We start from the raw sequence: 12806 nt of genomic DNA, 5'->3' as shown, positions 1-12806 counted from the left end.
CTCCCTAGATCGCGATCGTGACGCGCAGATAGTTGAACGGATATGCAACTTCGAGTGTCGTATCGAGCAGGAGCCTGTCGGGCTCATCGGCGTCCTGAATCAAGTTATTCAGGTTCGCATCGAGGATGATCTCGTGCGCTTTGGCGAAATCGAACAGGCCCTGGATGACGTGGCTCAGGGAGTCGAGCAGACCTTGCGAGATGTTGAACCGCCCGATGAAATTCCGAACTCCAAGCCGGAGAATCTTCGCCATCATGTCGACGGCCTTCACAATCGAATCGGTACGCGTCTGGACCGATGTCATATCGGTCGTCAGCGCCATTCGTGCGGTCAGGGGCGCACCAGCGGCGTCCTGAACGATAACAATGTTGCCGCCACCGGCGACGATATCGAGCTGCTTCTCGGAGAAGTACCCGTTGGAACCGATGACTCGCGTGAAACCCGTGATCGGAAAGTTCGTAAATGATTGCTGCGGAGGTTGCGCCGCAATCATCCCGGCGACCGCCGCGGCGACATAGAATCCTTCGATCTGCTGCTCGACCCCCTGCAGGGTCACCGCGCACTTATCGGGAATCACTTGCCAGAAACGCCGATCCAACACCCCCTGCGCGAGCTGCTGATAGGTCAAGGCCATCGCGTCCTTGTCGGGCGATCCGTCGAGGCGCACGAGTGGGGCGCCGCGCACGCTCACCGCAAAGACATGCGAAATCAAGGGACCTGGCAGCGGGGTCACGGCATAGAACGCGTCGTCGTTCTCACCGGGGAGAAAGCCAGCGGTCTTCACCGTCACACGTGATCCGGTGACGTCGACGATCGCGTACCTGCTTCCGTCTCCAACGTTGAGGTAGATGCCCGCAGCCACCGCGACCGCCCCGACGGCGGTAATCCCCATGGCGAGGAGCAGAGAGCTGAGATTCGCGACGCTCGTATCGAATGTATTTGGCGCTGCGGCGCTATCGCCCGTGCCGGAGGCTACGAGTCGATCGACGCGCGATAGAGGACGCTCGGGATTGAAGAGGGTAATGCGCTCGCCCTTTTGCTCGGGCTCACTCATTGCGTCCACGTGAGCGCGAAATACCTGTCCGACCGTCGTGTTGTGGGTCAGCGGTGCGGTCGCGTACACCTCGTACGCTTCGAGAAATTCGGCGGCGCGGACGAAGGCCTCCACGGTTCCGTAGGGCTCCGCGCGACTTGCCGCATCGACCCCCAGGCCGGTCACCTGGGTCCCGGGCGCATTCAGAAGGGCGAGGTACAGCGCGAGAGCAAGCGGGTTTTCGGGGCTGATCGGGCCGAGCTCGTTCTCGAGAGTCGTGGTGTCGTCGTATCGAAGCAGGCCACCGTTCTTCCCCAACGCGGAAACGTCCCGGCGTACCGCTTTGTACGCGATGGCGATCTGCGTGCGCACAGGGGACGTGGTCCCCTGGATGTCGCGCACGAGATCGTTCTTGAGCGTGACGTTGCCGGCCGCATCGACCAGGAGATCGGGGGTGGGGCGATTTGGAGCCGGAAGGCCCGAAGCAAGCAGGTAATACGAGAGAGCAACGTTCGGACTCACGGCAATAAGGCGGTCCAGTTTCAATTGGTCCGCATTGCCGCCCGGGGCGGGCTGGGTGACCGTGCCGACAAGCGTTCCGCCTGCATAGAGCGCGTCGCCCGAACGCACGGGATAGGGCGATCCACGCACGCTCGACACACCGAGGCCGAGCGCGGCCAGCGCCGTTCCTCCTAAGACTTGGATTTGGCTCTCGATACCGAGCCGCGCGTTGGTCAGTACGAGATGTTGCGCGGCCGTCATGCTCGCGGTGAGAAGTCCTCCGCCCGCGAGACCGAACATCCCGTTCACCTGCAGGAGAATCGTCAGTGGGCTGTCAGCCCCCATGAACGTGAGGGTTTGCGGGCCAGTTCCATCGTCGACGGCGAGGGTCTGCCCATCGGGCACCATCGAAAGCGTGGCCGTGCCCACGAGCGACGCGGCCGTCGCCGGGGCCACGAAGTTCGCCCCCGGCGCCTGCACGAGGGGAGTGACCGCGGAAGCGGCACCGCTGTCGATGGCCCGAAGAGCCGGCCCGCCGGCGCTTGCGCCGGTGATGCCCAACACGGCGTGGGCGCTACCGGCGCCGAGCACGAGCCGTGACTGCGGACCGATGGCGATTGTCTGGAGCACCAGCCGGTTCCCGGCGTCGAGCACGGCATTCGCCACCGCGCCGATGACGGCGTTGATTTGCGCAAGCGCCGCGCTGGCCGAGGCAGGAGCCGCGAACGTGATGGTGAGCGGTGGATTGACACCATTGACGTTCAGAACGAGCGTCTTTTTGTCGAGCACTCCGCCTGCGCCGTATTGCAGCGTCGTCAGGTCGACGGTCCCGACAATCGACGCCGGTGAGCCGAGTCCTTGGCGCAAGAACGTTTGATCCCTGCGCACCTCGGTCAGCCCCGCGTTGCCGCCGAGAACGAGAAACGCCCGCACACTCGAAGCCTCGAAGGTGAGCTGAGACAGGTTCTTTCTCGGGTCTGGAAAGCTGGCCAGCGTGATGTTGGTGATGCGCTGGGTGTAGAAGCTCGCACCCGCATAAACGCGGTCGGCGCCCAACTGAAAGATGGCCAGCACTTCGGCGTCCGAGGCGTTCGGAGCCTGGCCCGTGGGATTTGGGCCGATCACATGAATATTCTGAAATTCGTTTGCGGCGACCGAGCGCAAACGCCACGTATTGCCGAGGACCTCGGCGGTGTATGCGGAGACGCCGGCCCCGGAGAATGCGGCGAGGACTTGGGCGACGACTTGCGCGGGGGTGAGTTGGACGCCGACGAAAGGAATGGCGAGGTTCGGTCCGCTATTCAACGAAACAACCAGGTGAAAGCCGTCCAATCCCGTGTACACGGCGGGCGTTCCCAGGGCCGGCGCCGCCGTGAATTGCGCGTGGAGAGGAACGACGGCTTCGCGGTTGGGCGTCCCATCCTGCGCGAGCGCGTCCACGATCTGACGGCACACGCCGATGCAACACGGGACGAGCGCGGGAACGTCGACCGTCGGAGATACCGAGCGAAACGTCTGGAGGACTTCCACGCCGGGGCGGGGAATCGATGCCGCCATTTCTGCACCAATCACACCTTGATGCGTTGATCAGGTGTCCTAACTGGCGGCGACTCTGGCATCGGCGATTGCCGTATAGGAATGGCCCGTCCGTTCATGGACGGCGGAAGCAGACCGGGTTGATTGGGCCGCACCGGGCGGATGTACACACGCACGGCGGGGTTTAGGGGGTGTGGCACGGTCGGCAGCGACGGCGGCGCACTGCCGGGCGAAGGGGTCGCACCGTAGATATCGGAGGCACCCGAGTAGTGCGGCGGCGCGTGTGTCTCGACCTCGAACCGATCGACGGGGCCCAGGGAACCCGCGGGAGGGAGAACACCATGCAGCTGCGCCCCAACCCCCTGCAGCACGGGCCGCCCGAGCGGCGTGACCTTCGTCGTACGGACGAATTGGAACGGGCATGTGACCGTCGTGACGACATATTCGTCGGCCATGTCCCCCGCAACGAGCGAGCCGGCCGGCGAAGGGCTGAGGATCTGCGGTGTCCGTCCGATATCGAAAAAGCCAGCCTGGAGGAGCAGATCGCGGTTTGCCCAGAGTTCCTCGGCAATCCACCAGGCAATGCGCTCACACTCGAGCGGGACGCGGGAAACGGCGTTTACGCTTATCGTTCCCGGAACCAACACACTCTTCTTTTTCGCGCCGGTCTGCGGCTCATAGACCAACACATCATCGAACCCGAGCGACCAAAACTGGACCGGACCACGTGTCACGGTCACGGCCGGTCGCTGGCCAAGGTTTGTCACATGGACGGGACTCTCGTCGGAGATGATGATCTCGGTCGTGTCGAAGTGCGGCTCCCAGTGGTAGTCCCCAACCTCTTGTCGGGCGAAGAGCCCCTGGATGAATCCGACAAACAGCGAGCGGAGGTGTTCGAGAGGGCTGTAGCGAAAACTATCCTCCGCGTCCCTCCCCTTTGGATTCGTCCGAGTCACCCGCGAGGGCACGATGCATATCCTCCATCTCCCGGGCCTTGTACATGCCGTACGCGACGCCCAGGCCGGTCCCAAGTACGGGAACGAGCGTGCGCCGCACCCCTGCGGGAATGGGAGCCCCGGTGACTCGCTGATGAAACTTGTCGGCGAGGACTCCGGCGCCCAGCCCGATCCCCGTGCCGCCCATGAAGCCTAGCGCCGGGACGAGGACGCTTTTCAGCGCCGCGCCGCGACCGCTCTTCCCTCGTGGATCCTCAGCGAGCTTGCAGATACAGAGGGCATCGCGCAGCGGGAGGTAGGAGAGCAACGTCGGGATCATGGCGTCGGACGTCGCCGGTACATGTGAAAGATCCTCTCGAAAGCCTCAAGATTGTTGGCATTCGCGAAGTTCTTCGGCGGCGACAGCCACAGATCGCGTAACGCCTCCTCCAGCCGAAGGGGAATCGCAAATTCGATATCTTTCGGCGGCACCTCGTGGAGCTCGACCTCCTGGTGAACGGCAGCCCGCAATTGTTCCGTCTGCGAAACCCGAACGACGCGCCAGCGGCGGTTTTCGCCCTCCACGACGACGTCACGCGGTCGAAGTGCGGGATAGTAGGCGAGCCGCGCCGTCGTATTCGACTGCTGCTGGGCCCCGGCCGCCGTCGTCTGCTCGCTCTTGGCCGACGGGTCGAATTGAATCCAGGTCTCGATCGGACTGAGGTACCCCCGAACGAAGCCCGTGTCGTAGCAAAGAAGGCAGCCGGACCGGCGCCGCTGTTGCAGAGTGGGATTCCAGCACTCGCAGCGCATCCCGAACGTGCGAACCGGCAAGATCCAACATCGCCGCCCTGCGAACTCGCGAAAGAGCAACGTCATATGCCTTCGGAGCTCGAGGGCGAGAAGGTCGGGATCGGGATCCTTCGAGACGGGTCCGACGTCGTGGACATCGCCCGACGGGACGTGCGCGATGCGCAGCTTGTAATAATAGCGACGCCATCGATGAACGACCTCAATGCGATCGTCGATGAAGACGTACTTGTCCGAAAAGGCGGGGCCAAGAGCTTCGAAAGGACCACTCGGTGATTCCGAGCGCAAGATCTGAAATCGGTAATCGAGAACATCCTCGGTCGTGGAACCGATGGCCCAGGAGACCTCATGGAAGTCGAGGTCCAACGACCGAACACGAAAGTCGCGGACCTCGATCAGGATAGGCATGACGCGGTCTCAATCACGCCGAGTCAGGCTTCTTGTAGCCTACCCGCGCACGGAGGCGCTGAAGCGCCTCGACACGAGTGCGCTCCTGGTCGCTGAGTTGGTCCATCGATCCCGTGCCGTCGAGGACAGCCCCCATTGGCTTTGAAATGAAGGGCCACCGTAGGATCTCCTTGGTCCCTGCTTGCTTGACCGCGCCGGCCGCGTTTTGCTGGATGGCGGCGCCCACGCCACGCGCACTTTCCGCCACGCGACCAACTGCGTTCGCCCATCCCTGCCCGTATGACTTGAGTGCATCACCGACGCCGCCTCCGGCGGCGACGGCGCGCCCCAGATGTCCGCCGGCGTGCCCGAGAGCTCCCGCCACCGCTCCAGCACCGAGGCCCTGGCCGAGAGCGCGCACGACGTGCCGTTGGCCGTGCTCATCGCGCTGGAGTCCGTGCGCCAGGCCTCCGATGGCCCCTGTACCCGCACTTACCAGCGTGGGCATGTTTCGCGGATCGCGAATGAAGTTTGAGGCGACGGGCGCGACGGCTTTGAGCGCGTTGGATGCCACAGGCCCGACCCCCTTGAGAGCACCCGTGAGTGCCCCAAGGGTCGATGCCTGCTTGCTCGCGCGTGCCTCATCTCCCTCCTCTTTCCCCTTTCCTCGGGGAAAGAGCGCTCGCCCAACTCGGCCCCCGAGGGGTTCCGCGACGTGGTGCCCAAGGAGCACGCCGGCGGGGCCCGCTGCGAGCAGCCCCACCCCCAAAGCCTTCATCGTTCGGCGCTTTTTCGGATCCTGCGCCCATCGCGGAACCGCGGCGTGCTTGGCCAGGATTCGCCCGGCCGCCTCCCCGGCGCGAACGATGTCCATCGCCGCAGCTGCCTTTCGGAAATCACTTTGCGCGAGCTCACGCCCGAGTGCGTCGGCAAACGGCGCCGTTACCCCAGCCATCTTCCCGACAGACGTCTCCCCCGCCTTCCCGGCAGCAGCGGGCTCTATCGCTTCCGTCCCTTGGGCGTCGGCCACCGGCGGCTCGGGAGGCTCGGGAGTCTGCGGCATGCTCGGAGGTGCGGCAGCTGCGGGCCCAGCGGTGATGCCTGCTTCCTCCTTCGCAAGCTCGAGCTCGAGGAGCCTCTTCTTGATACGAAGAGCATCCCGGGCCCCCCAGACGGCGTCCTGCACCTGACTTTCCATCCGGCGTTCCTTCTGCCGCTCGGCGTCCGCCATCTCGGCCTGGAGCTCCTCTTCCTCGAGGGCGAGGGCCTGCTCGATCAGCGGCGTGCCTCGAAACTGCGAGAGAAAGTCCCCCGCATTCGCGAGAACCTCGCCCGATGCCATCTTGCGAAGGTCCGCCTCCGGAAGCCGTTTAAGCAGGTCGATCGCGCCGCGCTCCTCGTGCCTTCGAGCCTCGTGCGCATACGCTACTTCGAGAAAGGTATCGAGCATCGGCTTGCCTCATATTTCTTTTGCGCGCCGAAGGGCGTCGGCCGTCCGCCGAATCTCCTTCACGATGCGGGGGCCATTGCTCGCCCCCATCGCCCCCCCCACGCCCGCCCCTATCATCACGGCGGCCCGAGGATGGCTCTCTTGAAATTCCCCGAGGGCGAGCCGCATCTTGGTCTGCGCGAGGTCCAACGATTGCCCGAGCGAGGGCTCGGTGCTTTGCCCCTCGATACGGTCGATCTTGCTACGAAGACCGCCAGTGTCGGGCCGATGTGCAGCGAACGCGCCTCCAAGTCCGGCCCCGACAAGCGCGGGTCCGAGTCGTTCCAGTGCACCGGAAAGCGCCCCCTGTTTAATGGACACCTGCGTCGTTCGCTTTGGCTCCCCATTCGCATCGGGGGAGGAGCGCTCGTGCAGATCGGCATCCCCCTCTGGATTGGGAGAATTCGGGGCTGCAGGCGGCGAAGGGGCCTGGCCGGCAGGCCCCGTGGTAGCCACCGCCTGGCCGGGCGCCGACGGATTACTGTTCATCGCAGTCGCGGCCGGCGCGCCCCCGCCCGCGCTGTCTGGCCCACCCGCTGGCGCCGCGGTCATCCCGGCCATGTCGGAAAGAGCCTGCGTGGTTGGAGGTTCTTGGCTCGCGATACCGAGGATCTGACCGCGCAACTGCTGGTAAGCCATCCGAAGCGCCGCGGAGGTCTGCTGCTCCTGGAGCACCTCATCCTGCGCCCTCACGGCGCGCTCTGTCGCGTCGGAAACCATATGCTGGTACTGCTGACCGAGGGCGTCAGCCTGCGCGAGCTGGGTTTGCAGACGTTCGAGCTCCGCGTCACGATCGGCGCCCTGCTCCTGCTCGGCCGCCAGCTGCTCGGAGATCTGCCGCGCCTTGTCGCGGTAAAAGGCGGCCGCGTTCTGTTCCTCGGCGGCTGCCGCGTCAGGCTCGTTCTGGAAGTACGTCGCCGGACTGGCCGCCGACCGTCCGAGTGTGTCCAGCGCGATTTTCGCAAGGCGCCGGTCCTCCAGGCTCGACCCCTTGAGGTTTACGAAGAACGCCGAGGCCTCCGCCAGGGGAAGCGCACCTCGCAGCGAGCGCTCGAACGCATCATGTGCCATTGTCACTCCCATGTGACGAGAACATGCGTCGTCTCGTTCACGCTGTAGCCCCACTCGTAGCAGGGCGGCGCTCCGCCTGCGATCGTTGAAGGCTTGTAAAAGCGCCCGACAACGCTTCCAGCTCGATCGAAACCGAGCAGGCCCTTGGCAACTTCGTCGTTTGCCGAAAGGGCAACCCCGTCCGTCGGCGTCTTCTCGAGAAAGAAGAGGCGGCCGCCGACCTGATGCACCGAAATGGCGTCGCTTTTGGATTCGATCTGCTCTTTGATGTCCGCAAAGCGCAGGCGCTCGGGCTCGGGCCCACGTGCGGGAGTGAACGTGACGGCAAAGGCCGGACGGATGAAGGTGAGAACTTGCCCGACGAGGCCGAACACCCCATTGGCAATGTTCCCTCCAAAGATGGCCCCGTTGAGAAACGACTGCGCTTCGAAGATGTCGGAAAATTTGTAAATGCGGTTCTGCGGCACGGCATCACCTCAATAGGCGGCATAGGTGGCGTTCACCGCCCAGAGCTCGCTGTGGACGCCGACGTTTGAAGGTCCGAGGATACTCTCAATATTAAGAGCCACCTTCACGCGCATCTTTTTCTGCTCGGTGATCGCTTTGAAATACTGCAGCCAGTTCATGAGCAATGGAGTCTTGTCGTTCACCCCCACATTGATTCCTCCATTGCTGTAATTGATGTGATTCCTCGTCTGAAGCTGACCGACGGACTCGATGAGCGACTCGATGGTCATCCGAAGCAGCAAATGATGTTGGTGCCTCTGCAGAAGATCGTCGAGAAAGAGATTGGTAAATGGCGGTGTCCCGTTAAAGTCGGAAACGGCGTCAAAAACAGCCCATGCGATCTGTCGATCGCTCGATTCTTCGCCCGACACGATCCGATTCAATTCCGGATAATCGCGTGAAAATGTGCGAACGAGCTGGACGAAGTCCTGCATCGTCTGCGACATACCGACGATTCCCGAGAGGGCCACGTCAGCCCCCCGCGCTCTTCCCGCCCTTCGGCGCTTCGCCCGCCACCGCGCCCACCGGATCCGTCGCCTTGGGCGGCTGCATGCGCGCCTGCGCTTGATTCGCCTTCGCTACCTGGTAGGCGGCGGGGAGATCCCCGACGGCACACGCCCCGGCGCTCACCAGGTGCTCGAGCCCGGACCCAAGCATGCGGGCATATTCCTCCGGGATATCGGCGCTCTCACCGGGTGCGAGCAGGGCCCGCCCCACCGCGAACGTCTGCGCGACGAGACCGTGCTGTCGGAGTTTGGGGGTGTCTACGTCGGTGAGGTTGGTCACTTTCATCGGATTCCTCGCTCTCGAGCTCCTCGCTTCGTGGTGGCGCCGGTGCGTCATCATCGTCCTCGGCGCCGCTGTCGGCGCTTCGGAGCAAGGCCGGAACGCCATCGCCGGCGATAGGGTCATCGTACTCACCCGGCAGCGCCGGTATCTTCTCTCCCCATGGGGGATCGCGTGCGATCGAATCCAAGGGCGGCGCCGGTAGCGGAGGCGAGGGCGGCAAAGGCTCCGCCGAAAATGTCTCGAGCTCCAACTTACGGCCGTCGAGCGTACGCACCTCGATATGCCCCTGGGCCGCCATCTCCCGAATCTGCGGCAAATGCAGTTCGAAATCGGCGTCCGTCATGACGAGCGTACGAGCCCGAAGCACGCGCAGATGGCCGATCCGCTGCACCAGCCGCGGGTGCGCGGGAGCTTGCGCACGACGTGTGCGTGTCTGGCGCGAACGAATCATGTTGTGAATGGCGTACGGCATCGACGTCAATACTGCGAAACTTGCGGAAATCGGAGCCCTTGTGCGACTCGGTTGTTCGCGGCCCCGAGCGCGTCTTCGGCAACGGGGATGAAGTTTGAAAGCAATTTATCCGCATTGGTGAGGGGGTTTGCGTCGGCGGAGTACAACTCGAGTTTACGAACAGCGGCGATATTAATCAGCGCCATCGCAATATCTTCCCACGCCTGAAAGGAAATCATGTTTGCAATTTTGTCGATGTAAAATTTGGTATTGTTCAGGATGTAGTATTTGCCAAAAAACTCAGGCTTTGTAAATATATACACATTACCTTGACGCAAAATGTCGGTCTTGATGCTACGAATATAGGACCGTCCCAATAGCGAGTTGTACTTGTATCCTTCAACCGCCGTTTCCGATTGAAGTCTGTCGCCAAAATCCTCGACCGTCCATTGCAGAATATCGTCCCAATCCACCTCGGTCATGAGCAGCCGCTCGGATCGGAGTCGATTGCCATCCAGCATCTTAAACAGCTGGACCAGATCGGGCCGCTGGATCGGCCGCGGCGTTGCGTCATTCACCCCAGCCGTGCGTGCCAACTCACCTTTTCGAATGGAAAACTCGACGGTCCCCCCGGCATTGGTGCTCGACCAATTCAGTGCGCGTGGAATGCCACCGTTGGCTTCCATTTGGAGCGCTTGAACGGCGGCTTCGACGTGTGAAATGAATTCTCGATCCTCAATTTCCTGAATATCTTTGACGCAATTTTCCTCGATTATCTTCGTAATCGGCATTTCATAGGCAAGGAGCTCTTGTTCTGTTTTTTGAAAAATCTCGCTCGAAATGGTAAAAAAAGGGACTTCGGCCCGGTCGCCGCGAATCAGCCTCGCCGTTGGCTGGCCCCGGAACGTCATGGCCATGGCACGGCTCTGCGGCTCGACATCGACGATTTTGACGAGGGTGTCGTGGTTGACGGACCGCTGGCAATCGGCACGCGTCACCTGCTCGGGGGGAATGATCTTCCGTGCAAACGATACTTCGCGCAGCTTGTCGCGGACGAAGCTGCCTGCGTATTCTGCGGTTTTCTCTTTGCCTTCGGTGGTACCCAGGCGCTGATTGAATAAATCGTTGAGAACTTGTGCCGGAACGCCCATGGATCGTCTCCTTGTCAGGCGCGCCAGCCCGAAATAAACCGGAGTTTCCCGCCATTGTTTGCGGGAAGCCTCGTCACATAACCCACGATCGGCGCAGGATCGGTGAGGCTCGCACCAACGAGCCCCGAGTAATTGCGCCCCCCGAGTGCGATCGTAGCGACTTTCAGCGGCTGCAACGGCGTCGTGATGGGCGCGCCGGCGAAGACCACTGCCGCCGAATCGAACACGCGCGTATCGAATTCGTATTCACCGCGCCATAGGATCGGCATTCGCGTCCCCGCAATCGCCTGAACGTCGTAGCGTCCTCGCTCAGCCCAAAGCGGGAAACTCCGCACTTGCGCCTGCGCCCCAGCGTTCGAAATGTCAGTCGCGCGCACGAGTTGGTAGCTCGCGTTCAACGTGAGCCATTCGCCGTCCACCAGCGCAAGGGCATTGAGTGGCTGCGCGAGGGTAGGATCGCCCAGCGGAAAATCCCGTCGCTGAATAGGAAGAACGTCACTAACGGGTTCGAAATTGATTCGTTGGATCGTCGACATGCGAATGCTCCCGGGCCGCTAGCCCACGCCCCCAACCAAAAATCTTTCGAAATCCCCCGCTAGCGCGCTGCCCTCGACGTCCAGCTGCGCGAGCCTTGCGCCCATATCTGGACTAACCAAGTCGACGGCCTGCTCGATCACCTCGAGGGATCTGCCTTCACCGGCGTCCTTCTCGAGCCGGTCGGCGAGCGCGGGCAAGCCGACGTCGAGGTGAATCCCCTTTTCGTGCATCGCACTCGCGAGCTTCTCGACGCGCTCGCGACGCTCCTTATGTGCGACCTTTTCGGCAAGCGCGCGGTTCTCGTCCACGAGCGCACGGATCACCGCCGGTGCCTCGCGCAGGACCTCCGAGATCTCGGCGTAGCTCAACTTGTTCATGCGTCACCTCGCGCGCCCTCGGCGGCAGGCGCCTTCAGCACGCTTTCGGCGAGCTTGTGCAGAAGGGCTCGCGCCGCTGCTGTTCTCGGCGATAGGATCTCCGGAGCCGACGAGATTTTGACGCCCGCGCGTGGCGTGTTCGCGAAGACGTCCTGAAGTGTCCTGTCGGTCGATGAAGTGAGCGCCGGCTCCGTCAGGTACTTGCGCAAATCCGTTTTACGGTTTGCGTAGGCCTGGCCCCTCGTGTAATGCGCCGACGATTCGTTGGAGGCGACGAGTTGCGTCGGGCCTTGGGGTGCGCCACCCGCGGGCTGGCCACCCTTCTCGCCTGCCGCACTGGTCTCCGGCGGAACGGCCCGCCCGGCCGAAATATGCGCGGGGTTAATCGCGTCTTCGGCCTCCTTGGTCCGCCGCGCGTAGTAGTCGACGAGGGAAGCCGCTTTTTCCCGCTCGTGGGCACGCTCGACCTTGGCGAGCCCTTTTTTGGCCTCGCTCATGCCCTCGCTCTCGGTCTCCTCGAGGTCCGCGCGCTCCGACGCGAGCTTGCGAATTCGGGCCGCAAGGGACGCTGTTTTTCCGCCTTGATTGCGCAGAACCATGCGCTCCCTGGGACCGGGCGGATGCTCGAGCGTGTTCTCGAGTTGCGTCGGTGCCTGCTCGGTGCGCAGCCCCTTCTGGAGGCCGGGATGCTCGGGCACTTGGTGGTGCGCCTGGCCGTGGTGCTCGGGCAAGGGGGTCGAGGCACGAACCTCACTCACCTGCAATGCGCCCGGCCCCTTGCCCGGCTCGACGAGACTCGCCCCTTCTTTGGACAGCTCGTCGGCGATGTACTCGAGCGCACTCGCGAGCTTCAATGCGAGTTCGGCCCTCTTTTCGTGCCCCTTGCACTCGTCCGCGCTCTTGCCGCAGGTGGCGCACGGTGATGCGGCGGCTTTCTCGCTGCCGGTACCCGACTGGCGAAGCGCCTCCCTCGTCACGTCGAGCCGCGCGAGGGACGAGCGCATGGCCGCCTTCACCATGTCCTGCAGCCGCGGGCGCTCGAGGGCCGCTCCTGCGCCGCTAGTGGGCAGCATTTCGAGCCCTCGTGGCGGAATGGACTTCTGTGCCGCGGCAATTGCGTCGGCGGCGCCCACCGCACCCGTGTTGACGCGCGAGTAGTTCGTACGCGGCGCCATCCCCCGAGGTCCGGACCTGCCCGGGGCGGGCGCGGGCCGGATCTCCGCCCGTGCCAC

Annotated in this window: 13 protein-coding genes; all 13 read right to left on the bottom strand. The window is 63.3% G+C overall.

Annotated features, from left to right (window positions below; translation table 11 throughout):
• Positions 1–4: 4 nt before the first annotated feature.
• Positions 5–3091: a hypothetical protein gene (locus LVJ94_34940; GenBank protein WXB02098.1), complete on the bottom strand. Its 3087-nt coding sequence runs from the start codon at positions 3089–3091 to the stop codon at positions 5–7.
• A gap of 11 nt (positions 3092–3102) precedes the next feature.
• Positions 3103–3810, bottom strand: a complete 708-nt coding sequence (locus tag LVJ94_34935; protein ID WXB02097.1) for a hypothetical protein — start codon at positions 3808–3810, stop codon at positions 3103–3105.
• 175 nt (positions 3811–3985) lie between these two features.
• On the bottom strand, positions 3986–4345 hold the full coding sequence (locus LVJ94_34930) for a hypothetical protein (protein WXB02096.1): 360 nt from the start codon (positions 4343–4345) through the stop codon (positions 3986–3988).
• On the bottom strand, positions 4342–5223 hold the full coding sequence (locus tag LVJ94_34925; protein WXB02095.1) for a hypothetical protein: 882 nt from the start codon (positions 5221–5223) through the stop codon (positions 4342–4344). The genes LVJ94_34930 and LVJ94_34925 overlap by 4 nt, the downstream gene beginning before the upstream one ends.
• Before the next feature lie 13 nt (positions 5224–5236).
• Positions 5237–6652 (bottom strand): hypothetical protein, encoded by a 1416-nt coding sequence (locus LVJ94_34920; GenBank protein WXB02094.1) that lies wholly within the window; start codon positions 6650–6652, stop codon positions 5237–5239.
• A 9-nt stretch (positions 6653–6661) separates the two neighbouring features.
• A complete protein-coding gene (locus LVJ94_34915) occupies positions 6662–7762 on the bottom strand; it encodes a hypothetical protein (GenBank protein ID WXB02093.1) in 1101 nt (366 codons plus the stop codon).
• A 2-nt stretch (positions 7763–7764) separates the two neighbouring features.
• Entirely contained in the window at positions 7765–8229 is a 465-nt protein-coding gene (locus tag LVJ94_34910) for a hypothetical protein (protein ID WXB02092.1), read from the bottom strand.
• 9 nt (positions 8230–8238) lie between these two features.
• On the bottom strand, positions 8239–8739 hold the full coding sequence (locus LVJ94_34905) for a hypothetical protein (protein ID WXB02091.1): 501 nt from the start codon (positions 8737–8739) through the stop codon (positions 8239–8241).
• 1 nt (position 8740) lies between these two features.
• A complete protein-coding gene (locus tag LVJ94_34900) occupies positions 8741–9061 on the bottom strand; it encodes a hypothetical protein (protein ID WXB02090.1) in 321 nt (106 codons plus the stop codon).
• 474 nt (positions 9062–9535) lie between these two features.
• Positions 9536–10660, bottom strand: coding sequence for a hypothetical protein (locus LVJ94_34895; GenBank protein WXB02089.1), 1125 nt, complete (start codon positions 10658–10660; stop codon positions 9536–9538).
• Positions 10661–10674: 14 nt separating this feature from the next.
• Entirely contained in the window at positions 10675–11196 is a 522-nt protein-coding gene (locus LVJ94_34890) for a hypothetical protein (GenBank protein ID WXB02088.1), read from the bottom strand.
• Between the two features lie 18 nt (positions 11197–11214).
• Complete coding sequence (locus LVJ94_34885) at positions 11215–11574, bottom strand: hypothetical protein (protein ID WXB02087.1); 360 nt, start codon at positions 11572–11574, stop codon at positions 11215–11217.
• Positions 11571–12749, bottom strand: coding sequence for a hypothetical protein (locus tag LVJ94_34880; protein WXB02086.1), 1179 nt, complete (start codon positions 12747–12749; stop codon positions 11571–11573). The genes LVJ94_34885 and LVJ94_34880 overlap by 4 nt, the downstream gene beginning before the upstream one ends.
• Positions 12750–12806: the final 57 nt, after the last annotated feature.

Source organism: Sorangiineae bacterium MSr11367 (genome assembly GCA_037157805.1).
Lineage (GTDB): Bacteria > Myxococcota_A > Polyangia > Polyangiales > Polyangiaceae > Pendulispora > Pendulispora rubella.
The sequence above is the reverse complement of the archived record's forward strand: the minus strand, read 5'-3'. Positions and strand labels throughout refer to the sequence as shown.